The following is a 24,686-nucleotide window of genomic DNA, read 5'->3' on the forward strand; positions in this document are numbered from 1 at the left end:
CAATTACAATTAGCCGGTCCTTAAATCTTCTTTTATAAAGTTAATCAATTTTATTCTGAAAATAAGTCAACTACATGTCATAACTTATTAACATTAATCGTTTTTCTGTTCAGAATATATTGTAGTCAAAAACATACCAAACGATTTTTCTAAGCCGGTAATATCGCCTGATTTTAGGTTCACACCTCCGTAGATACTATCATTGCTACGAATTTTGAAATTCGACAAAGAAAAGTACTGAGGCTGTTGCCCTGCTTTTCCTGCCAATTTTACCGTAGATCCCAATAGTTTTCTGGTAGAAACTGTCAGAACTTCATTATCGACCAGTTTAATTTTCAAATAATGCCTTGGCTGCATTTCCAGGGTCTTATTATCTATGGTGATCTTCTGCTTTTTATCTGAAGAGGAAACCAAATAAGCCACATTCTCTTCACTGGAAATATCGTCTGTTCCAGTATAATACAGATTCAGGATATAATAGGCCGGATCAAATTTCTGGAAAGTTCCATCCACACTTTCAATTGGTTTCAAAGAAAATGTGTTGGCGCCGACTTGTTTAGCTTTCTTATAGATCTCCCCAAATACTTTAACGTCATCATTGGAGAAGCCATTCACCAGAATCTCTCCCAGAAATTCCGATTTTGAAGTTTCTGATATTTCATAAAAAAATTTGTCTTTGTTTTCATTGACCTTATCTACTTTGTTAAGTGTAATACTCTGAAGATAAAAGAACTGAAAACAAAAAATGCAAATTGAAAATAATAATTTATGCATGTGTGATCTTTAAAATTTCTACACAATCCCTAAGACTATTTTCCCAATATTTAGGCTCTATTTTATAATCCTTCTCTATTTTATCAAGAGACATCGTGCTTCTTTTCGGACGTTTTGCAGGCGTAGGAAACTCTTCTGTAGTGATTGCTTTTAATACAACGGAAGAACCGGAGAATTCTTTTATCTTATTTGCAAAATCGAACCATGTGGTTTCCGGATAATTTGAAAAATGGTAAATACCGAAAGTCTTCCTTTCGGAGTCTATGATTTCCATAATAGCTTCCGCAAGATCATTTGCATTGGTTGGTTGTCCGAACTGATCGCCTACGATTCCCAATTCATCCTTAATCTCGAACAAATGCAACATGGTCTTCACAAAATTCTTATTGAACTCAGAATACAGCCATGATGTTCTGAGAATCACGGTTTCCGGATTGTTTTCCAACGCCAGTTCTTCTCCTTTTCTTTTAGACGCACCATAAACCCCGATCGGGGCTGTAAAATCATCTTCCGAATAACTTAAATTAGTTTCTCCATCAAAAACATAATCTGTAGAAACATGGATCAAGATCGCATTATTGTCTTTGCAAACGCGCGCCAGATTACCAACACCTTCCGCATTGATGGCAAAGGCTTTTTCTATTTCCTTCTCTGCCAGATCTACTGCTGTATAAGCAGAAGCGTTGATGACAAAATCAGGTCGATATTCTGCAAAAACAGTATCAACTTGCTCATAATCTGTAATATCTAAAACCGATGAGCCGGTGAAATTGAAATCATACTGATCATGATATTTTGGTGCCAATTTCTGCAGACAATGTCCCAACTGGCCATTACCTCCGATAACAAGTATTCTTTCCATATTATTTTGATTTATTCTGAAGCCTTAAATAAGCCACTCTCTCTTTGAATGTTCTGTGACCGATCTCGACAAGAAATTGAGAAAACTTTTCCAATGTGGCATCAGGCATTTTTTCCGCTCTTCTGGTCTTCATGTTGAAATAGATGACCGTCAGCCAAAACACAGCATGAACGACTCCATTTTCATCCTTCATCAGCAATTCTACAACAGCAGTGATATCATCTACAAAAATAGTTTTGCTCGTAATTTCAACAGTTGAATTATATCTTACTTCTTTCAGATAAGCGATCTCATTCTGGATCGTAACCCAGGTACAACCTGTTTCTCTCGTATATTGCTCATAGGTGAATCCATAGTTTTCTTCCACATGGTCTTCTCTTGCATTGAGCATATATTCCAGATATTTCACATTATTGAGATGCCCTATGGGGTCGCAATCTGCAAAACGGATCTTTACGGTAGATGAAAATTCTTTTTCCATAGTACAAAAATAAAAAAACCGCTCCGAAAAAGAGCGGTTTTAAAAAGTCTGTATCAATTAAAGACCTAATTCTTTTCTAACTGCCGGTGTAGCATCTATCCCTGCTTTGTAAAGTAATGCCGGTGTAGAAGCATCAAAAACATACTCGTAACCTGCTGCTTTGGCAATTTTTGAGATAGCATCGTTGATCTTTTTCTCAAGTGGAGCTAAGCCCGCCTCTCTTTTCTCTGCAATATCTTTCTGAGCTGCAGCATAAACCTGCTGAAGATTGTCCTGAAGTTTTTGAACTTCCTGGCTTCTTTGTTCATTTATAGCCTGAGTTTGCTTTGGAGCTTCTTCCTGATATTTTTTCATTAAGTCCTGAAGAGACTTACCTTGTTTCTCTAATTCTGCTGTTTTTGCAGTTTGCAAATTCTGCAATTGCTGATCAAGAGCTTTTGCCTCTGGCATAGCAGAGAAAATTGCATTTACATCTACAGAAGCAATTTTTTGTGCCTTTGCAAATCCTGTTGCAAAAACCATTACAACTGCAACTAATAGTACATTTAATTTGTTCATTTTAAAAAGTTATGTTTATTTAATATTTAATTTTAATTATCTTATTTTGAAGCTTCTACGCCTCCTCGTTTCTGCGCTTTGGCTCTCGGAGTTATCTTACCTCCTGTTTTCCCATTGCTATTAGATGGAGCATTAGTTTTGTTTTCTTCTGCTTTAGGCAACGTTTTTACAAGTAAATTCAACACAGCTTCTGTATAATCGTATTTTTTGTCCAAGAATATTACACTGATGTTGTTGCTTTTATCAAGAACTATGCCCAAGTTATTTTTGGTAGATACGGTCTTAATAGCGTTCCATATCTGGTCTTGGTAAGGTTTTGTAAGATTGGACCTAAGCTGATTGACCTCCCCGTTTGAGCCAAATCTTGCACCAATTGTATTACGTACGCTAGCCTCCAAATCTACGATTTCTTTTTCTCTAAGTTTTAACTGATCACCAACAAGTAAAACTTTTTCATTTTCGAAAGCTTCTCTTTTTCTTTCGTACTCTGCCTGTAATTTTTGTAAATCAGACCGCCATTGTTCAATCTGGGTATTAAGTCTGTTTTCAGCTTCCTTATACTGAGGCAATTTACTTAATACATAATTGGTATCTACTACACCGATCTTCTGTGCGTAGATTTGTGTAGTGGTAAAAAGAAATGTTACAATTAATGCAATTTTTTTCATCTGACAAAAATAATATTTATTTTTATAATGGTTGGTTCATCAAGAAGTGCGTTTGCCATCCTGATGGTTCAGAGCTTCCTAAGGTTTTATCAAATCCGTAAGCAAAATCAAATCCTATCAATCCAAAAGCAGACATAGACACTCTGATGCCTAATCCTGCAGCTCTTTTCAATTTAAAAGGGTTATATGTCCCGAAACTATTCCAGGCATTTCCTGCTTCTACGAATGTCAACGCAAATATCTTTGCTGTCTGATTCATAGAGACCGGATATCTCAATTCCGCAGCGAATCTGTTATAAATTGTTGCTCCTCCGTAAGGCGTGATATCATAAGTAGATGATGAGCTGAATCCTGTGGAAGAAGCATTTTCATAACCTCTCAACGGAACCAATTCTCTACCATCAAATCGACCATTGAACAAACCAACACCTCCAACATAATATCTTTCAAATGGTGGTGGACCTAATTCTTTACTATATCCATTCAGGAATCCCATCTCCCCAGTTGTTCTGAGGACTAGTTTTCCGATTACCTCGTTATAGAAATCTGCCTTCAATTTTACTTTGTAGAACTCCATCCATTTATATTTGTCCAAGGTACTCATTGTAGAGTAATCTTTGTTACTGAACCAAGAGTAAGGCGGCGTAAACTTCAAAGATGCTTCTATATTGGAACCATACGTAGGGAAAACCGGATCCAAACCAGCAGAGTTTCTACTCAAACCGATATTGAAACTGAATGATTTCGTACTACCATTATATTCCAGCGCATCTCCAAAATAGAAAGGATAATTACTGAAATTATAACTCTGAAACTGTATCCCCGTATAGAGTGAGAAGTAATCATCCGGCCATTTCAATAATCTTGTAAGACCGGCAGTAGCAGAGAATATATTCATTGTCTGATCTCCTGTCGAATAGGAATAATTTACTCTGGAATAATTCAACCCAACACTCAAAGCAGTCGGTCTTGTCCCAAATACCCAAGGCTCTGTAAAAGAAACTCCATAATTGGTAAAATATTGTCCTGCCTGTGCCTGAAGTGACAAAGTTTGTCCATCACCTTGAGGAACCGGTTTGAAATCCTTGAATTTCAAGAAGTTTTTCAAAGAGAAATTATTGAAAGTCAGACCAAGCGTCCCGATAAATGATCCTCCACCATAACCAGCTTGCAACTGTACCTGTGAAGATCCCTTCTCTACCAATGTCCAGTGCATATTTACCGTATTATCTTGTGGATTAGGTTTCACATCTGTTCCGATCTGTTGAGGATCAAAGAATTGCATACCTGCCAATTCGAAATAGGTTCTCTTGATATCCGATTTGGCAAACAAGGTCCCTGGTTTTGTCCTAAGTGCCCTTAGGATAACGTGATCATGGGTAGTCGTATTTCCTGACCAGGTTACACGGTTCCAGGTTGCTTTTTCTCCTTCATTGATCCTGATCTCCAAATTAATAGAATCCCCCTTTACGGATTTTTCAATAGGCGTAACATTAGAGAAAAGGAATCCATTGTTCATATAAATGGACTTAAGATCGGAATCGTCTTCTTTTCCTCCATCTTCCCCTACTTTCTTGTTGAATCCTACTGCATCATAAATATCACCTGTTTTATATCCTAATATTTTCTGTAAGAACTCAGTAGAAAAGGTTGTATTTCCGATGAAGTTAATATCACCGATATAGTATTTTTTACCTTCATTAAGTTTTACCTTGATGTTGTAACCTTTCTTATTTCTGGAAACCGAGTCTGAAACAATTGTCGCATCCCTGAATCCCAATGAGTTATAATAATTTATCAGGTTTCTCTTATCTTCATCGTACTTATCCTGAACAAATTTTGAAGGTTTGAAAATTCCTTTTATAAATCTCTTCTGTTTGGTGTCTTTGAAACCGTTATTTCTAAGCTTTCTGTCTGAAACCTGCTCGTTGCCATCAAACTCGATCTTGTCGATCTTTACTTTTTTGCCTTTTGCGACTTCTATTGTCCAATCTACTAGATTAGCATCATTACCATTGGCCTTTTCCTGAATGGTAATTTTTGCATCTGCAAAGCCTTTCGCAACATATTCCTGCGGGATCTTGTTTTGCAAGCTGGATATAAGGTTATTATTGATCTTGGTTCCTGGTTTCAGGTTATTTTCCTTGATGAGTTTCTCATTTTTGGATTTCCCGATACCTTTTCCCGTGAATTTGACTTCTCCAAGTTCTTTAAGGTCCTGCAACTGGAATTGTAGAACGACATTTTGCCCATCCACATCCTGAATATAAACCTCCACTTTTGAGAAAGACTGTGTTTCCCAAAGCTTTTTGATAGCATTGCTAACTCTCTGCCCGGGAATTTCTAACTTCTCTCCTTTCACAAGACCTGTAAAACGCAAGATCTGAGCTGGTGTATATCTTTTGACACCGTCTACCACGATATCTTTCAAAACATACTCTCCATTCTGGCCTGCAACAAGTTCTGTGTTTTCTGCATTGTTACCCTGTGGAACAACCTGCGCATGGAAATATGCTGAAGCTGTCAACAAAATAATGGGTATAATTCTTAATTTCATTCTTGAAGTTCTCTTTTCTAAATATTTTTATGGAATCAGCTGTTCGCTTGTTTTCCCATATCGTCTTTCTTTATTTTGATAATCTATTACACACTGGAAGAATGTATCTTTTGTAAAATCCGGCCAAAGTACATCCAAAAACTGCAGTTCCGCATATGCGATCTGCCAAAGCAGAAAGTTACTGATACGGACCTCTCCGCTTGTTCTTATCATAAGGTCCACCTCGGGGAAGTCTTTGGTGTAAAGATGATTCTGGAAAATCTTTTCATCAATATCCTCTACATCTATTTTCCCTTCTTTTACATCCTGGCTGATCTCTTTTACGGCTTTCAATATTTCTTTTTGAGAGCCATAATTCAAAGCAAGAATCAAATTGCCGTTTTTATTATGTTTTGTAAGCTCAATAACATTGACCAGCTGATCTCTTACCAGATCTGGCAGTTGGCTTATATCTCCTACGACATGCATCCTCAGTCCTTTTGTAAAGATCTCCTCGGCTTCCAACAATAATGTTTCTGACAGAAGGGACATCAAGGTATCTACTTCATCCTTTGGACGGTTCCAATTCTCAGAAGAAAAAGTATAAAGTGTAAGGTACGGAATATGGATCTCGTTACATGCATTGATCACATTACGCACGGCATTGATAGCATTTCTATGACCAAATGTCCTTTCTTCTCCTCTGGACTTGGCCCACCTTCCGTTACCATCCATGATGACGGCAACATGTTTTGGAAGTTTATCCTTATTTATGAGTTTTTTTAAATCCTGCATGATCATTATTTACAATAACAAGGTGGTCTTCCAAAAGAATAAGACAAGATAAGAGTTGCGGAATTGATCCAATCTTTTGAGTTTGGATTCCCTATATTTCTTTGGTTTATAAAATCCTGAACCACAGCGTTTGTCTGTTCTTTGTCAAGAGCTGTTTTTGCAACGCTGACATCTCCATCCTTCAGCATGCTATAGTCCACTTGGTCGGAGAATGTAGGACGGAAAGTGAATTCCCCAGATATTGCCCAATTGTAATTGAATTTATACTTTAATCCTACTCCAAATGGCAGACCCATTGTAAATATTTTTTCCTGAGCATAATTTACTCTAACATCTGTAGCAGATGCAATCGTAAGTTCCGGTTTGGAAGCATTCATATATAAACCAGAAACCCCAGCAAATATGTAAGGACTGATCATACTACGCTGTTCCTCATTCACTGGTAAAAAGTTATATTCAAAAAGTAGGTCGGCAGAGAATACGGAATTGGTTCCCCAAAGCTTCCTCATTCTTCTGTAATTTTCTTTGGCATACCTGTCATCAAACTGGATATTATTGAATCCTAAATTAAGCCTTACCGTTTGATACGGGTTAAAATTCATCCTATACATTATTCCACCGTAAAACGGCAGTCCATAATCAGACACAGGAGCCATAGGTTTTTGCAGGATATAGTTTGTCCTTCCTATATCGCCTACAAGGTTGCTCATACCCATCTGCACTCCAATCTCATGTCTTTGAGCTTTTAAGCCAAGAAAACAAAATAGGGCGATAAGGATATAAGTTGACTCTTTCTTCATTTTCAATATACTGAAACGTCTATTATTCAAAAATTTGGTGCAAATATAAAACATTTTTAGTTTAAGGAACTTCTTAAAGTTTAGTTAAATAAGATCGAAAAAATATAATTTATTGTTATAAAAACGAACATATTATCAAAATAGTCTTTAAAAAAAATAAAAGCCTTAATAAAGGCTCCTATTTTTTACCAAAAAACTTTTTCAGCTTATTTCTAACCCTGATAATAGTAGGTTCAGTATAATTTTTATCTTCCTCGAAATATCCATAACCGTAGCCATATCCGTAGCCGTAACCATAGCCGTAGCCGTAACCATAGCCGTAACCTTGCTTGACCACAAAATCGTTATAAACAAATCCTAAATTGGAAATTTCTTTGTTAAAATATTTTTCTGTTATCATTTTCAGCATATGCTTTTCCGTATATTCATGTCGAACGACATATATTGTGGTATCAGCTTTCTTGATCAACTCAAAAGAGTCGGCAACCAGACCAACCGGTGGAGAATCTATGATAACATATTCATACATCTCCTTCAACTTATCTATGAACTGCATGTTGCTATCGCTCATCAATAATTCAGAAGGATTTGGAGGAATCGGCCCTGATGTGATCACATCCAAACCAGGGATACTCGTATTATTGATGATTTCTTCAAGTTTTACCTGTCCTGTAAGATAATTGGATATCCCATTCTTATTATTGATCTTGAAATCTCCGAAAATCTTGGGTTTCCTAAGGTCCATCCCAAGAAGGACAGCCTTTTTACCACTTAATCCCAATACCGATGCAATATTGATCGACACATAGGTTTTACCTTCGCCGCTGATAGACGAGGTCACTAAGATGACCTTGCTTTTTTGTTCCTCATCAAACAAAAACCGAAGATTGGCCCTTACGGCTCTAAAGGCCTCTGATATGGACGATTTTGGTTCTTCCAGCACAGTCAGGTTATTATCATAATTGTTATGTCCTACAACTCCCAATAATGGAATTTTGGTAACTGTTAACAATTCTTTTATACTTCTAATTTTATTATCAAGCAATTCCCCAATTGCCAAGAAGATAAGAGGAATCAGCAACAAACCTCCCATGATCTGCATTTGGGTAGCATTAACGTTGGGGGCGATAGGTCCTTGCCCAAGATTCTTGGCCGGATCTATGATATTGAGATTACTTTGATTCGTTGCCACTCTCATTTGAGATTTTGACTGTTCTGCCAGTAAAGTATTGTAGGTACTTTCTATCATATCGTAACCTCTCTGTGCATCCAGAAACATTCTTTGCTTTTCCGGTAGGGTAATCAGATCGTGGTCTATCACTCCGATTTGAGAATTCAGATCAGCAAGTTTATCATAGTAACCTTGGAAATATTTCCGGAGCCCACCTTGCGAAACATTTCTTGCTTCGTTGATCAGTCTATTGATTTCCCTCATTGGCTCAGAATTAGGCGTATATATCAGCGCCATCTCTCTCCGTTTAGCATAAAGAGCCTTGAGTTCTGAAATAGAGGCATTAAAACCACCATCTTCTATCCCCGCCAAATTTAGATTGATCATTTTCTCTATACTGTTTGCATCTACAGAGTTTCTTATATCAGTAAGAGAATTAAGTTTTGTTACAAGCTCAGCTTTTTGAGCTTCCAGATTAGTAAGCTTTTCTAATGTTTTCGCATCGATATTTTCCATATCGAAAAGACGATTGTTAATCTTTAAGTTGTTAAGAACAGTAGCACTGGAATCAAGCTTCTTTCTGATTTTTATAAGATTATTACTAAGATATTCTACCGTATTTTGATCTACAATATTCTGATCCTGCAATCTCTTTTTTTTCAGCTCGGTTACAGAATTATTCAGAAAATTGATCGTATTATTCAGATTATATCCTGATTTACTGATGATCATAATAGAAGAAAGCTCTTTATCAAAATCCACGGTCAAGCTACTCACGATACTGTTAACAGCCTGGTTTACAGGAATAAGATTTATTATTATATTCTGAAGTTCCACATTAGGATTTGGAGTGGGATTTGGAACCAATCTGAATTTCAGATTAGGAGATTCATACCATTCGTTTATTTTAAGAATAGTGTTCTTTTTTCTAGAATAGGAAGGAACAGTTTCGTAGGCTTCGGTATTATAGTTATAGAGATAATTGGACAATCCTTCTTCCGGAAGAACGACTTCATAATTATTTTTCCCTTTGGGAATGATGTTTATATTATAGTTCACCTGCTGAAGATGCCCTTTATCAATCTCCAGAAAAACGGGACTATCTTCTTTATCCAGATAGGTGGTTTTAATTAACCCTTTCGTTGTATAATTTGTTATAAGGTCTAATTTTTTGACCAAATATTCATTATGGCTTCTGGACAATAGTATCTTTTTCAGATAAACTCCATCTTGATTGCCTCCTTGCCCCCATATAAAGTTAATTGATTGGTTTGGCGTAAAATAACTAGCCGTGTTATTTGAAATACTTAAGGACAAGCTAGAGGCATAAATTCTCTGTGCATAATATTTGCTATACACAAATGATATGCAGTAACCTATAAATCCCAAGATCACAAACCAATACCAGTTTTTGATGACCCTCTGAACAAAATGGGCGGGATCAAATAAATTAAATGACCCAATTTTTTCAGCCTCTTGTCCTGCGCCCTGTTTACTGTTATTTTTATCCGGAATCATTATTATAACTTCGTAAGAATTAGATAAATAGACATTACTGTTGTAAGAAGAGATACTCCTGTAGTAACTGCCTGCAAAGGTTCTTTTCCAAATCCATTGATACTCTTGGCATTGGTATTCAGATAGATAATATCTCCATTTTGCAACCAATAATAAGGTGAATTCATTGCATCTTCTCTAGTAAGATCTAGTTTAGCCACCTTTATTCCTTCAGGATATTTTCTATGGATAGTAATATTTTTTCTGTCAACGGTACGATTAAGTCCCCCATTCATTGCAATCGCCTGCATGATACTAAGCTGATTTGTATATGCCACTTTTTCCCCAGTGATATCTATTGTTTCCATATCTCCAAGGAAATAATACCTCAGACCATCCAGATTGAGTCTAACTTCAGATTTGCCTTGTAGAAAATTCTCATTCACCCGTTCCTGGATCTCTCTTGTCATTTCTTCCAAGGTCCTGCCCTCCGCTTTTATATATCCTATTCCAAAGATATTGACATCCCCATTAGAGTCTACTTTTAATCCATTTAAGTAATATGTTGCGGTACCTCCATGCCCACTTCCTGCCTGGCCTGCACTATTGCCTCCAGAAACGCTGCCGTTTCCAGTAGTACCAGCAGCAGATGCATTTAAAGAAGAATAAAATTGGGCAGCATCGCCATTAGGTGTAGTAACCACATTCAGCTTCAGGATATCTCCCTTTGTGACCCTATATTCTGGGACATTATAAGGTACCAGACCCTCCTCATTGATGGTTAAACTTTCACTAGGTTGCAGATATCTAATGTCTTTTTTTGACACACAAGAAGAAAATCCAACCAATATGAACAATAAAAATATGTTAAATGAATAACTCTTTCTCATTAATGTTTTTTTTTTACAAAAGTAAATTATTTTAATCTTTTTTAAATCTCAATAAAATAATCGGCAAATAAGCCCCTAAAAAACCCAACACCATCACAACAATCAATAGCTGATTGATTTTCAAGTGTCTCAAAAAGTAAACTACGACAATGATAAAAATGTAGTAGGTCACAATATATGCTGTTGAGCGACGGTGCGTAAGCCCCAGATTCAATAGTTTGTGATGTATGTGATTTTTGTCCGGGGACAATACAGACTTTTTATGATAGATCCTTGTAATAATAACCGTGAGTGTATCGATAATTGGTAAGATCAGAATAGCAACCGCAATTACAGGTGCTGTCTGCAGGTAGTAAAACACATCATCATTCTTTGCGATAAAGATCTCTATAAAAGAAATCCCTGTGAAAGCCAACAAAAACCCCAATATCATAGAACCAGTATCCCCCATAAAAATCTTTGTGCTTCTCTTATTGGAAAGGTTGTAGATCAAAAAACCTAAAGACGCAGCAATGATAATAGCACAAAGGATGACGAGCGGATCATTATGTGGCCCTAATCTGTAAAAGCTTATACCAAACAATATGCTCGTGGCTATCGTATAGCAGCCAGCAAGACCGTCGATACCATCGATAAGGTTGAATGCATTGATCAGAATAATAAACGTCATAATACTGAATATTACGCTTAGATAATAATTGACCTCATATATACCGAATACGCCGAACAGACTTCTTATCCTTACATCAGAGCCTATCACAACCAGCGAGGAGACCAAGATCTGAGCTAGAAGCTTCTTATATGCACGTAAAACCATGATATCATCCATCACTCCCACAAAAAACAGGATTATGAAAGACGCAAACAAGAACTTATAGCGATCGAATAATTCGTAGGCAAAAATGGGAGCACAAACACCCAAAGAAAAAAAGATAGCAATACCTCCCAGGTTAGGTATCTTTCTAAGATGTGAGCTTCTTGCACCCGGCTCGTCCATCAGATTTTTTCTTCTGGATATCTTTATAATTGTAGGTATTGCCGTGTATGTTATCAAAAACGAAAATGCAAAGCCCAACAAAAGCTTAAAGTAAAAAAAGGAGATTCCGGTGCTTTCTATAAAAGTTTCGAAATTATTATTCATCTAGTGTTTTTGACTTTTACTTATTATTTTGTCAATAGCCTGACAATTCTCCTAAGCCTGAAAAGACTAAGGATGTAATAAATTTTTTTTCTCAGGGGCAAAGATAATAGATAATTCTTACCAAACCGCTTATATTCCAATATATCTTTAATTTTTAAATCATTGAGTGCTATAAATCTATCCAATTCTTTTGACATTTTATAAAAATCGCCTTCATCTTTTACAAATGCCTGATAAGCGAGAAAAGTATAAACACCTTCCAGAATTTGAAAACCTTTCAGATCATTTTTTTGATCAGAAAATCTGCTTTGGTCAAATTTCTCGCCCACAGTTTCCACAGCTCTCAAAATATCCAAACCTTTCGTCGTATGACTTTTGCTGATAGAATCCTGTCTTTCCAGGTATTGATAATGATAATTCGGAATGAAGGCCAAAATATTACAATCAAGTAAAAGTTGCGGAATCAGTTCGATATCTTCAAAATGAATTCCTTTTTTGAATCTAATATTTTGAAAAAGTTCTTTCTTAAATAGTTTATTACATGCAAAATAAGAAATATCAGAGAAAACTGAGAGATTCTCCTCTAAAACTATTTTCTCCGGAAAACCAGGAAGCTGTGTCAATTTTTGAGTAATATTGCCATTTTCATCAACCTTCTGAAGGTTACAAATTGTCATTTCAGCTTGATGTTTTTCAGCCAGGTCATACATCTCTTCAAACATCGTTTCAGAAACATAATCATCGCTGTCAACGAAACCGAGATACTGCCCCTTTGCTCTGTCTATCCCAAAATTTCTGGCATCGCTCAAACCTCCATTTTCTTTTATGAAACCAAAAATCTTGTTTGGATGATCTTTCTGAAATTTCTCAATGATCTGTTGAGAATTATCTTTGCTTCCGTCATTCACAACAAGGATTTCGATGTCCTGTAAAGTTTGATTGACCAATGACAACAGGCATTTTTCCAGATATAATTCAACATTATAAACCGGAACAATGATTGAAACTTTGATAGCAGAAACTTGAGTCATTAATGTTATTTTTTATCGCAAAGGCGCAAATCAATTTTAATTACAATAAGTAATAAGTCACAAATTTTCATTTCTTCGAATCTGCGCAATCAGCAAAATCTGTAAGAAAATATTTATTTTTTTTAATTTCTTGTAAATCTAGGACTCAGGAAACCTCTTTTGGCTTCGTCGAAATCAGAACGCGAACAAGGGATGCAATTATCAATATCCTCATCTTCTCCAAAATACCAAAGATTGCTGAAAACCTCTCTTTTAAAAGCATATTGAGAATCATTGATCAAAACATAAAAGGTCTCGTAAGATTTTTCTTTCGGATGCGATCTCTGAATATTGATCCCTTCTACCAAATACCAGATCATCTGTGCCAAAAGCTGGTGATTGAGCTGAGAATCAGAATAGATATTGTAATTGAAGATCCCAACAGATTTCAGTCTTTCACTCAATCCTATTTCTTTCATATAAGCACAAATTTCCCTTCTGTTGAGTCCATTCACTTGTGGGTTCATAGAAAAAGCTTCGGCAAAACTTTCAACTGCATCGCAATTGATTGTTACCAGATCTGCTTTTCGGAAATAAGGCTCGGTTTTCTCTGTAGAATTCATCATTTCTGCCAATCGGATAATATCGAACTGAACTTCTTTGATGAGTTTTACAGAATCCATTTCGTTCAGATGCTTCTGATATCCGAGATGATGATAATTTTTTATAGAGAAATTTTTGGAACCTAGTATTTTGCTTAGGAAATTGGATTCGTGGATCTCTTCTTCTTGTTTCAACGAAACAACATTGCTGACCTGAGTATAATTGATATCTTTCTGATGAAAATTAAGCGCAGAAAAAAGCGAAAAAGCAAAATCATTGCTCCCGCCAACAATCACCGGAATCGCTCCTTTGTAATGACAAGCGGAGAGAACTTCCTGCAAAATATAATGCGAATCCTGTGGTGTTCTTCCGGAAACCAGATCGCCCAGATCCACTATCGGAATTTCAAAGTCAAGTTGAGATAATCTGTAAAACTCTCTCCGGATCCCTGTAAAATCCTGACTTTCTGCGTCTCCGTCGGCACCTCTGTAATCTGAAACGAAAAGCAAAACAATACTATCTTCTTTGATTTCATTAATGATCTTGTCTCCGATCTGCCATTTCTCGGTTCGGATTTTTTTTGGCGCAATGATAAAGTCTTCGAATTCCATAATCTATTTTTTATCGCAAAGGCGGAATTTTTTTTATCTCAGTCGTTTCTAAGTCGCAAAAACCAACTCCCGTTTTTATTAAACTTAGCGACTTTATTTCTATAATATTATTAAAATCTTGCGACTTCGCGTTTCAATTTATTTTACAATTTTTACAATAACATCTTTTGGCGTTTCCTTAGAAAATTGAATTAATTGATTCTTAAGTCTAAGCGTATTTTCTTTCTGTACAGAATAAAAAGAAACCGTAGTTCCGCCGGACATATAATTATTCTGAATCGTAAGCGTCCCGACTTTTGAGAAGTAATCCGGCATTTTTACCCATTCATCAAAAACCAAAGCAACATCGAACATCTCATTTTTTGCAGTTTCTGCAACATAATTCTGAAGATTCTTATTATCCAGAAACTTACCGTGGTCATTCTTTCTAAGTTTTGCCACTTCTATGCTTCCCAAACCGTAAGTATCCAAAAGATGTATGTTATTATAGTAAGTGATCGCACCAATATCATTGGCAACAACTCTCGAGTTTCTGTAATACTGATGAAGAAAATCTGCCAACTGGATCTGCTGGTCAAAGATATTTTTGGAAGCAAGCTGCTGCTTTTCCAACATTGTTCCAAATCTCATATAAAGCGTAATCAGCAGAAGAAAAACGGTTCCGAATTTTAGAATTTTGTTGGTCACATTTTTCTGAAAAACCTCATCAACGAAAGGTGTGATCGCAAATAAAATAACGACGACCAGATAAGATTCGTACCGAATCAGCCAACCGAAATTTGCAAATAAAAGATGGACTACAAATCCGCAAAATACCATAAACGGAATGGCATTTTTTGAGAGTCGGAGAGTTTCGGGGTTTGGCAGTTTTTGAGTTTTTAAGTTTCTGAAAATCTGAATCAACAAAATCAAAACCAATATCAGAACTGAAATTCCACGATAGGCATTTCCGGCAACTCTTGTTAAAAATCCTATAATTCCGTCATTAGTATTTCCTTTTAGAATCAAAGAATTCGGAAGGAAAAATGAATCGTGGTCAATAGAAATCCATCCGTAAACCAAAACCGGAGTGATCGCAAAAAGTCCTAAAGCAATACTTATAACATAATCTCTCTTAACAAAGAAAAGGTAAACGCAAATGAAGAAAATGAAAAATAGACTCTCGTATCTGAAACCTACGGCAATAATGGAAAACAAAGCGAGATTTGAGAAATTTCTCGGTGCTTTATCTTCAAGATATTTTTGGAATCCGAGTAAAACCAAAATCATCGCCAGTGTATGGAAAACGTGCTCCATCCCTGTCATAATCATCAGATGCAGAGGCATTAATAAAACGACAGATGATAATATGATGATATAGGTTGACTGAGAAAACTGTTTGAGATATCGATGAAAAACTAATATCAAACCAATTCCTGCGATACTATTGGCAACCAACGGGATGCACTCCCAATTTCCAAAAATTTTGATTAGAATCGCCAACAAAAATGTAAAAAGTGGAGAAGATGTTGTGGAGGAAAACTCATATTGCGTAATTCCCCAGGTTTGAAATTCGGCAAAATTTTTAGCCATTGACAAGTGAATGTATGCGTCATCCAAGGGATAAATATACCTTCCCGCAAATTCCACAACGACCTGAATATTGAAAAAGATCAACGATCCAAGTATCAGAAATAATATTATAAGTGCGATGCTTTTTTTCATCATTCCAAATTAATTGTTCCAAAGGAAATTCCTATAGGTCTCCGGTGTAAAACGGCCTGCATTGCCCTGGTATCTTGCAAATACAAAATAATAGAATACCATGAATAAGACATAAAACAGATGCCAAAAACGCTTAATATTCAGGTCAAGAGAGGCCAGTATATTAGCTACCACCAAAGGTATGAAACCTATATACACACCTACTAGCCTGGTAGAAAACACAGGGTTATCCCTAAATATGAAATACAAACAAATGCCCACTATCACAATGTTACGCATATATTCGTAATACAGGATCTTCTTACACGCCGCCTTATCATATGCTATTAATAAAAAAGAATTCAAGACCATCGTCCCATCCATAAAACTGGACGCTTTGTCCTCGTAACCAATATATCCGTTATAACCATTGGAAACATCTTGCAGGTTAAGACCATCAAGAAAAGAGGAGAATAAGTTATAGACATGAAATGGTGACAGTATAACACTTATTATGATCGCATAAAAGATCCTGCCGGAATTGAGCGGAACTGTAACAAGCCAATAAGCTGGTAAAAATATAATGGCAGACTTATGAAAGCCATAGGCAACATATAGACATAACAAAAACCACCATACCTTTCTCTCTTTTATGAATTGGTAAGAAAATATACAGACCGTCATACCCAATGCCTGTCTCATATGTCCACTATCCGCAATGAAAAAGCCTGGAATAAAGAACAGGAGAACTGTAAAAACCGGAAAAGCAGAATTTTGGTAAAACACCCTCAGTTTCAATCCTATTGTGATCAAAGCGCTTACAAAAGTAAAGGATTGGAATGGACCTCCAAATGCAAAAACTACTTTATTTAGTAATACATACATCCATTCTATATCTATTGATGATTTACGAAAAAGCATTCTGTCAAATATCTGCGAGTAATCCACCGCCGGGAAGTATAAAGAATAGAACGACCGATATATTGGATAATCCGCACCTACATTCCCCCTAAAACCAATTATAATTACCATCCAGGCACCTATCAGCCAAATTGCAAATGATTTTTTTTCTCCATCCTTGCCATATACCTCTAAAAAACTAAATAATATTAGCAAAAGGAATAGAATTGTAAATACAGGGTGAAGAAATATCATGAATGTTTTTAGTTTAAAATATTTTAGTTTTTACAAAGGTAATTCTTATTTTAAGATATCCGAATCAGATCGTGATTTCACTTCTGATTTAATTTACCCATATTCATCTTTTTGATAATTTTCTTACCAGAAATAACCTGACCGGCTCTTCAAAATATCTATAGACCGTAGAAGCCATTATCAAATTAATAGCGATTAACCCAAGCAATTCCAAGGCAATACTGACATATTCCGGCAGGTTCATCTGTCCCATGTAATTCTGAACAGGTTTGAACAAATAGAAAGCAGTAAGTTGCAACATGTAAAATGCAAAAGAAATATTTCCCATGTAAACCAGTTTTTTTGAATTGAAACCCCGGTCAAAAATAGTATTAAATGACAAAGAATATATGATTCCCGCAAAAGGTATCATACACAAGGCATCCATATGATAATCGATACCGGCAATAAAAAGTAATAGGGCAAGACTCAAAATAAAAATAACACTTGCGGCTTTTTTTGAGATTTGAAGATCAACCCTTAACAACCCAACTATAACACCCAGAAAGAACTCCGGAACAATTCTTTCCAAACCATTGTAGGTATAATTATTAAGGTCAAATCCATCTGTTCTGAACCATTTAACAATAAAAAAAACAACTATCGAACTTAGCAGGACCTTCCCGATCATCTTATTTACTTTAACTACAAAAGCTGAAACAACAAATAGAAAAAGATAGGCAAACCATTCATCCGATAAGCTCCACGAATGGGTATTCCAGCTAAGCGCATCATTGAGGTTCCATGCATGGACCATCAATAAGTTTGAAATAATGTGATCATTCCTTATGATCAAATCTTTTTGATGAAACAGGTATTTCCCAACATATAAAAGAATACCGACCAGAATAAAGGTCAATATCTGAAGTGGGTAGATCTTTGCAAATCTTTTGAGTATAAAGTTATAATAGGTCTTACCTGTTATCTTTGTTAAGAAAAATTGATCATAATATGCATAAGTTAAAATAAATCCGCTTAGAATAAAGAAAATGTCTACTCCTAAATATCCCTTCTTCAGTAAAAAGTTTTCTCCCCCGTCAATATAAACTCCAAAATGATATAAGAACACCCAAAGTGCAGTATAAAATCTTAAACCCGTCAAATTGTTCAGCATGTATTAATATTTAAATTTAGTACCCTCGCCACCTGTAAAAAATGATACGTTGGAACTATGACCACTATTATCTCTTTTCCAATATAAAAATTACAATCTACAAACGTAGCAAATATAGAGCTTCCCCATTTCTATATTATTTATCAGATATTTTTTTGACAATAAATTTTCTCATCGGCTCTTCATAATATTTGTAAAAGAATGATGCTAATAACAAATTGGCACCTATTAAGGTAACCGTTTTGAAAATAGCCAAAGGATACGAAGGAAGGTCTTTCGCATCCAGCCATTTAAAAGGAATCTTGAATACAAAAAATGAAATAAGTTGAAGTATGTAAAAAGCAAAAGAAACATTACCAAGATATATCAAAAGTCTGTTATCAAAAAAGAAATCCAAATATGTCCTATAAGACAAAGAAAAAATAATACCCGCCAAGGGAATAATACAAAAAGCATCCAGGTTAAGCCCCAGATTTCCATACATCAACAACAGAAACGAAAGAAAACTTATGGAAAACACTACAGTGGAGATAATTTTGGATATTTTCAATTTTATTCTAAAATATCCGAGTAACATTCCGAAAATGAACTCGGGGAACAATCTCTCCAATCCAAAATTAGTTAGTTTTTCCGGGTTATCAAGACTAAAATCCGTTGTATTACTCCATTTGAACAAGAAAAATGCGATCACTAGTATAATCAGTAGTGAAAATATTTTTTTGCTCTGTTTAAAAACAAAAGCGAACGGCACGAACAGAAACAGATAAGCAAACCATTCCGAAGATATACTCCAGGAAGGGACATTCCAGCTATGTTCCGCATTGAAACCCCATGAATGGACCATCAGCAGAATTGAAGGAATAAGTTCCGGGGACAATTTCAGATCTTGATGGAAAACATACTTGCCTACATATAACATTATTGCTACCATTATAAAGCTTATAATGTGCATTGGATATATTTTAGCAAATCTTTTTACCATAAAATTCCAATATTTTCTTAATGTAATTTCTCCTAGAAAAAAACTATCATAATAAACGTATGTCAGGATAAAGCCACTTAGAATGAAAAAAAAATCTACCCCGATATAACCATGTTGCAAAAAAAGACAGTCCAACTCATTAACATAAATTATTGCATGATATAGGAATACCCACAAGGAAGCATAAAAGCGTAAACCTGTCAAATTGAGCAATATTTCTTTCATTTTTTAGATAGCCAGATCATCTTTGGGAGAAAGATAACTTATTATTTGAATTTACATTAGCAAAAAGAGAGAATACCCAGATCACAAAAGTCGATAAGGGAGAGAACCTAGGTCGTATAGCTTTGTTGGTGCAAGAAGCAGGAATCTTATTATCAGAAGATCCAGGAACAGGTCTTTGCCCACACAGAAATAAGACAAAAAACACTATAACTACAGTGTAAAATTTCATCATTCGTTTGTTTTTTGCAAATTTAGGTAAAAATCACCAATAAAAATTACCGATCATCTGCATCCCGAAAGTCTGGAAAATACATAGGTAAAAAAGAATTTTGAATTGGTCTGAGCCAATATCCTTCAATAAAATCAAAAAATAAGGAACCAAAAACAGGCAAGCTCTCGCCGTTTCGCCAGTTCCATAAGCGCCGGTCAAAAACATTGCGGAAATGGCTGTTATGGCTGAAAAAAAGAGGATATTAATATTTCGGTTTTCAAAAACTTCGATCCCTTGTCGTTTAGAAAACAAAACCGCCAGAAATCCGAAAGACAAGAACAAAAATATCTCGCCGATATCTTCCAGCCTTGTCATCACATAAACAAATGGCTGATGAAACAGTCTGAAACCATCAGGGTTTTCGGATTGTGATGCCAATAAAAATGTTTCTAATTGATCATATCCCGTCGTTACATAAATAATTGCAAAAGCCAGAATAAAAACAACAGTACCCATCAGGCTCAGCCAAACAAAATTCCATTTTCCTTTCAATAAAAAATAGAAACTGATACATCCCAAAAATGCAAACAGGAACAATCCGGAGAAGGTCAGAAGATTGGTCAGGATCAATCCTGAAGAAATCAATAAAAATGAGATCGCATCAATTTTTTTCTGATGGAATATCCTTGCAAATCCTAAAAGGAAGATCAAGGTCGAGGTCAGAACCAATGCATCTATCGAAACCAAAAGATAAATATTGACAGAAGGGATGACAGCAAACAAAAGCAACATCCATTTCCTTCTTGTTCCCTCGAAGCCGAGACAGACTAAAACCTGATAAAACAAAGGAAACGACAAACATCCAATCGCAAAAAATACAATGGCCAAAGTCTCTATATTAGAAATATTCAGGATCCAAAAATGGAGAAGGGTTACAAACGGCGGATGCGTTTTGGTGTGCATCTGAAACTGCTCCAGATTCTTCGAAAAATCTCTCAGCCAAATCTGTCCGTCGGTAATGTTGATCGCATCCGCATAATATTGTCTTCCTTTAAAATAAAATGGCCGGAGGAAAGCAATATCAAAATCTCCTTGACTCAGATTCCCTAATAAAACCAAAACAATAGCAATAAAAAAGAGAAGATACACATTCAGTTTTTCGGCATACTTAAAAGCAAAAATACCGGAAACTAAAAACAGAAAAGCAAAGACAAATCCACTCCACAAAAACTGATTGGGATAGATGACAGAAATAGGGAAAAGAATACCTGTTCCTGTGTAACCGCCATTGTTCTGATAATAAAAATTAGCACCAGCGATCGCGACCCAAATGAATATCGCAACAAAAAAGACAAGCCAAGGAAAGCTTTTAAGATTGGCCCATTGTAATTTTTCTCCCATTCAAAATGTGTTTTCTTATTTTAATTGTCAAAAATATTAATAAAACTTCAGAATGCTCATTAATTTTTGTGATTATCCAAGTTTTTACAAAAGGCTTCGACTATGCTCAGCCTGACAACTCTTACACCGGATGGTTAACGGAATGCCACACTGAGCGTAGTCGAAGTGTCTGCCATCTATTCGGCTTAAAACATAAAAAACACGATAAGTAATTGAATTTTAACGAAGTCAACCTTCCGCCTTAAAAACGCATTCTTTATAAAAACCTTCGTGCCTTTGCGTTAAAAATTACTTATTCAAAATCTCAAACACAAAAGTAGTAGAAGTCTCGAATTCCCCACCCTGAGTCGCTCCAAATAAGAACCGGGGCGTTTCCCCATCTTTATCCAGCAGGTGCATTGGGCGCTCCAATCTGCCAAAACGCTTGAGATGTTTCGGCGGAGCGGGCTCATTGATATAGCTTTTCATATCCAGATAGGCGATCTCCGGTTTTGTCCACTTAATGCCATCTTTTGTGGTGAGATGCAAACCATACTCATGATTATAGAATCCCATATCCCTTGCTATCATATGGAATTTCCCTTTTTCTTTCCATACAAAAGCATCTTCCAGCTGAGCATTATCCGGCTGGTTAGAAAAATCGATGACAGGATTCTCAGACACTTTCTCGTAAGGTCCGGTTGGGGAATCCGCTTTTGCCAGTCCGTATTTTCGGTTACCCCGGACGGAGCCTTTTTGCGTTTCATATTCCTGCGTGTTCCAGGATTTGTAGAACAGCCAATATTTTCCATCGTTGCCTTTCACAAAAGCAGGGTTGGTGGTACAATGATCATCCCAGGCACCTTCTTTTCCCGGAAGAAGTAATGGTTTGTCTGGCCGGATCCAATCGCCATCGAGGTTTTTCGAGGTTGCCAGACCGATTCTTTTGGTATTGGTTTTCCCATTGGAATTTCCCATAAAGAATAACAGATACTCTTCTCCCACTTTCTTGATCAGCGGGTTATGACAAGTGGTTGCATCCCAGAATCCTTCACCTCTCGGAGAAAGCACGACCTGCTTATGCTCGAATGGATGAAACGGCGAATCCGCTTCTGCACGACATATCTCTGAACCATTGAGCCAGCCACCCATTCCTTTTTCTTTTTTCCAGCGGGAGTAGAACAGATGAACCTTCCCGTCCTCTCCCCAGATTGGAGAGCTACACCAGATATAATAACCCTCCAAAGAAAACTGTCGCCCAATGGGTTTCAAATTGAAATAAGGCTTATCAGAAAAAACAAATCCTTTGGTAAATGACGAACCAAAAAACACAGCAGCCATTCCCAGAGCAGTGGTTTGGAGAAAATCTTTTCGGCTAAAGTCTTTGGATGTACTCATTTTGTATGATTTTCAGCTAAGTTATAGGAATTGAGTTGAGGAAGTGTCCTGCGGTTTGAGGGTATTAATAGCGTCGGGCTTTAGCCCGATGTCCCAAAAATCCCAATGGCTTTAGCCCAAATTTAGGCTAAAGCCCACTTTTCTATTTTCCGAATGAATGGGCTAAAGCCCATTCCTATTGATATTGTTTTCATGCAATAATTTCAACCAAAAAATACCATCATGTATAAAATATGATTATTTTTAATCCGTTTAACAAATTAAATTCACAAACGATGAGTACAAAAAATCAAATCAGTGTAGAGATCCCAGAAACAGTGATCTCAGATGTCAACAAAAAATTACAGGAGTGCCGGTCACTTCTTGCGCCTTATCTGCAGGGATTGACTCCAGAGCAAAGGGAAAGTATTTTCAAAATGGGAGACAAAACAGTAGCTACTGTGCAAAAAGTGGAAGATTACACAGAAACGAATCCTGAATTTGCACCAAGCTATATGGATCAGCCGGAGTTTCACAAAGATGTGGCTGTGGTCAACGGCCTTTCTCCACTTCGCAATCTGGCGAATCAATTGGTATCAGATCTCAGTGACACTATTATGCTAGCAGGAAATGAAGCCCTTCTCTCTGCTCTCCTATATTACGGGTCTGTAAAAGAAGCATCCAGCAAAGGCGTTGCAACGGCAAAACCAATATATGAAGACCTCAGCAAGAGGTTTACGAGAAAAGGCAACAGACCATCGCCTAAAGCGTAATCATTCCAAGCTTCACGTTTCAAAACGACCCTTTTAGGCTCAAAAACCAGCCAAAAAGGGTCGTTTGTCCTGCAAAAAGGTGGATTCTCAACCAAAAAGGCTTACCAATGAACCTAAAAGGATAATAAACGATGCAAAAAGGGTGGTTTTTGATGCTAATTGGTTGGATGATGATGGTGAAAGGGTGGTTGGTGAAGGTTTTTGGGTGTTTTTTTGGATGGATAAACTTAAAAAAAGTTTTAGGTAAATTGCGTTTAGCGTCTTATACTTTTAGGATAAGCGCAACTGGATATATTTTGTATTGGCGCAATGCGTATATTTGGATGTTAGTGGCAATTTTAAAATAACACACTACCAAAAATGAAAATCATTCCAATAGAAGAAATAAGAACGATGCTTTTAGTTGAGAATTCTATTAAACATAATTTTCCTAAAACTGTCAATTATAAATTTGACACGCTCTATTCAGAAATTGTAACTCAAATCAAAACAATTGAAATTTCATCTGAGTGCATTTTATTCAACAGCGTTGAAGCTCATAATACGACAAAAGAATTTTCAGACAAAATCTATTGGACAGAAAACATAACTTCTGCTGAAATAGAAAATTTTTGGTTCTTCGGTCAAAACGGACAAGGAGATTTTTGGCTATTTGACAAGAATAATAGAATCCTATTTTACGACCATAACCAGGAAGAATTAAACCCAATAAATTTTATAAACCTTGGCATTAATTTTCAACAATGGTTGCAATTTTCGTTTTTAAACAAACAACTTGATGAAATTTATGATACAATTGGGGAACTAGACAACCAAACAAAAATTGAGTTTAAAAAACAACTTCACTCAATAGACGAAAATTTATTAGAAAATTATCCCTTTGAAATATAAGCAAATGACAAGTGAGTTTAAAAATGCAATAGATAAATATTTTTCATCAGAAGAAACCAAAATTTTTCTGAAAGAGAGAAACGAAGAAAAAGATATTCAACAAACAGAAAAAGAGTTAAACATAACGTTTGACAATTCTTATAAGTATTTACTTTTAAATTATGGAGATGCTTATGTAGGAATTGGTTTGCTTCCTTGCACAAAAAGAGGTTCAAAAAAAGCAGAACAAACCATTCTTGAAATTACAAAATCATTTAGAAGTACTTATTTAGAATTTCAGGTTTGTAATGAAATCCAATCAAGCTATGTAATTTCTATTGACGGTTCAGGAGACCCAATATTTATTACACAAAATGGAAATGTAAAAATATATTATCACGACAACAACGAAATTGAAAAACTTGCTGAAAATTTTGAAGAATTAATATTAAATAACATATAAAAAAACTGCCACTAACA

22 protein-coding genes are annotated in these 24,686 nt (G+C 36.0%); 3 read left to right on the plus strand and 19 right to left on the minus strand.

Annotated features, from left to right (window positions below):
- Positions 1-93 precede the first annotated feature (93 nt).
- The 19 genes from K319_RS0109175 to K319_RS0109265 form a co-directional block, all read right to left on the minus strand.
- Positions 94-774 (minus strand): hypothetical protein, encoded by a 681-nt coding sequence (locus K319_RS0109175; RefSeq protein ID WP_027383394.1) that lies wholly within the window; start codon positions 772-774, stop codon positions 94-96.
- Entirely contained in the window at positions 767-1,636 is an 870-nt protein-coding gene (gene rfbD, locus K319_RS0109180) for a dTDP-4-dehydrorhamnose reductase (protein WP_027383395.1), read from the minus strand. The genes K319_RS0109175 and rfbD overlap by 8 nt, the downstream gene beginning before the upstream one ends.
- A 1-nt stretch (position 1,637) precedes the next feature.
- Positions 1,638-2,117 carry an acyl-CoA thioesterase gene (locus K319_RS0109185; RefSeq protein WP_027383396.1) on the minus strand — a complete coding sequence of 160 codons (480 nt, stop codon included), beginning with the start codon at positions 2,115-2,117 and terminating at the stop codon, positions 1,638-1,640.
- A 57-nt stretch (positions 2,118-2,174) separates the two neighbouring features.
- Positions 2,175-2,675 (minus strand): OmpH family outer membrane protein, encoded by a 501-nt coding sequence (locus K319_RS0109190; protein WP_027383397.1) that lies wholly within the window; start codon positions 2,673-2,675, stop codon positions 2,175-2,177.
- A 41-nt stretch (positions 2,676-2,716) separates the two neighbouring features.
- Positions 2,717-3,343 (minus strand): OmpH family outer membrane protein, encoded by a 627-nt coding sequence (locus K319_RS20090; protein ID WP_084403427.1) that lies wholly within the window; start codon positions 3,341-3,343, stop codon positions 2,717-2,719.
- A gap of 22 nt (positions 3,344-3,365) precedes the next feature.
- On the minus strand, positions 3,366-5,900 hold the full coding sequence (bamA, locus tag K319_RS0109200; protein WP_027383398.1) for an outer membrane protein assembly factor BamA: 2,535 nt from the start codon (positions 5,898-5,900) through the stop codon (positions 3,366-3,368).
- A gap of 27 nt (positions 5,901-5,927) precedes the next feature.
- The gene (locus K319_RS0109205; RefSeq protein ID WP_027383399.1) at positions 5,928-6,674 is read right to left on the minus strand and encodes an isoprenyl transferase; all 747 of its coding nucleotides are present in this window, start codon (positions 6,672-6,674) and stop codon (positions 5,928-5,930) included.
- A 5-nt stretch (positions 6,675-6,679) separates the two neighbouring features.
- A complete protein-coding gene (gene porG / locus K319_RS0109210; protein ID WP_027383400.1) occupies positions 6,680-7,474 on the minus strand; it encodes a type IX secretion system protein PorG in 795 nt (264 codons plus the stop codon).
- Between the two features lie 178 nt (positions 7,475-7,652).
- Complete coding sequence (locus tag K319_RS0109215) at positions 7,653-10,163, minus strand: exopolysaccharide transport family protein (protein ID WP_027383401.1); 2,511 nt, start codon at positions 10,161-10,163, stop codon at positions 7,653-7,655.
- A 2-nt stretch (positions 10,164-10,165) separates the two neighbouring features.
- On the minus strand, positions 10,166-11,032 hold the full coding sequence (locus tag K319_RS0109220) for a polysaccharide biosynthesis/export family protein (protein WP_027383402.1): 867 nt from the start codon (positions 11,030-11,032) through the stop codon (positions 10,166-10,168).
- Between the two features lie 31 nt (positions 11,033-11,063).
- The gene (locus tag K319_RS0109225; protein WP_034671610.1) at positions 11,064-12,173 is read right to left on the minus strand and encodes a glycosyltransferase family 4 protein; all 1,110 of its coding nucleotides are present in this window, start codon (positions 12,171-12,173) and stop codon (positions 11,064-11,066) included.
- A 23-nt stretch (positions 12,174-12,196) separates the two neighbouring features.
- Positions 12,197-13,204: a glycosyltransferase family 2 protein gene (locus K319_RS0109230; protein WP_027383404.1), complete on the minus strand. Its 1,008-nt coding sequence runs from the start codon at positions 13,202-13,204 to the stop codon at positions 12,197-12,199.
- Positions 13,205-13,326: 122 nt separating this feature from the next.
- Positions 13,327-14,397, minus strand: coding sequence for a formimidoylglutamase (locus tag K319_RS0109235; RefSeq protein ID WP_027383405.1), 1,071 nt, complete (start codon positions 14,395-14,397; stop codon positions 13,327-13,329).
- 138 nt (positions 14,398-14,535) lie between these two features.
- Complete coding sequence (locus K319_RS0109240; RefSeq protein WP_027383406.1) at positions 14,536-16,104, minus strand: hypothetical protein; 1,569 nt, start codon at positions 16,102-16,104, stop codon at positions 14,536-14,538.
- 6 nt (positions 16,105-16,110) lie between these two features.
- Positions 16,111-17,196 carry an EpsG family protein gene (locus K319_RS0109245; protein WP_169712660.1) on the minus strand — a complete coding sequence of 362 codons (1,086 nt, stop codon included), beginning with the start codon at positions 17,194-17,196 and terminating at the stop codon, positions 16,111-16,113.
- Between the two features lie 142 nt (positions 17,197-17,338).
- A complete protein-coding gene (locus tag K319_RS0109250) occupies positions 17,339-18,388 on the minus strand; it encodes an acyltransferase family protein (RefSeq protein WP_027383408.1) in 1,050 nt (349 codons plus the stop codon).
- A 136-nt stretch (positions 18,389-18,524) separates the two neighbouring features.
- Positions 18,525-19,595: an acyltransferase family protein gene (locus K319_RS21010; RefSeq protein ID WP_027383409.1), complete on the minus strand. Its 1,071-nt coding sequence runs from the start codon at positions 19,593-19,595 to the stop codon at positions 18,525-18,527.
- 262 nt (positions 19,596-19,857) lie between these two features.
- Positions 19,858-21,207: a hypothetical protein gene (locus K319_RS0109260; protein ID WP_034671614.1), complete on the minus strand. Its 1,350-nt coding sequence runs from the start codon at positions 21,205-21,207 to the stop codon at positions 19,858-19,860.
- A 288-nt stretch (positions 21,208-21,495) separates the two neighbouring features.
- Positions 21,496-22,584, minus strand: coding sequence for a glycoside hydrolase family protein (locus tag K319_RS0109265; RefSeq protein ID WP_027383411.1), 1,089 nt, complete (start codon positions 22,582-22,584; stop codon positions 21,496-21,498).
- 275 nt (positions 22,585-22,859) lie between these two features.
- Here K319_RS0109265 and K319_RS0109270 point away from each other — a divergent pair, with 275 nt between their 5' ends.
- The 3 genes from K319_RS0109270 to K319_RS21015 all read left to right on the plus strand — a co-directional run bounded on the left by K319_RS0109270 (position 22,860) and on the right by K319_RS21015 (position 24,669).
- Entirely contained in the window at positions 22,860-23,336 is a 477-nt protein-coding gene (locus tag K319_RS0109270) for a hypothetical protein (protein WP_027383412.1), read from the plus strand.
- Between the two features lie 360 nt (positions 23,337-23,696).
- Positions 23,697-24,227, plus strand: coding sequence for a hypothetical protein (locus K319_RS0109280; RefSeq protein WP_027383413.1), 531 nt, complete (start codon positions 23,697-23,699; stop codon positions 24,225-24,227).
- A gap of 4 nt (positions 24,228-24,231) precedes the next feature.
- The gene (locus K319_RS21015) at positions 24,232-24,669 is read left to right on the plus strand and encodes an SMI1/KNR4 family protein (RefSeq protein WP_051230559.1); all 438 of its coding nucleotides are present in this window, start codon (positions 24,232-24,234) and stop codon (positions 24,667-24,669) included.
- Positions 24,670-24,686: the final 17 nt, after the last annotated feature.

Source organism: Epilithonimonas caeni DSM 17710, from assembly GCF_000426465.1.
Classification (GTDB): Bacteria; Bacteroidota; Bacteroidia; order Flavobacteriales; family Weeksellaceae; genus Epilithonimonas; species Epilithonimonas caeni.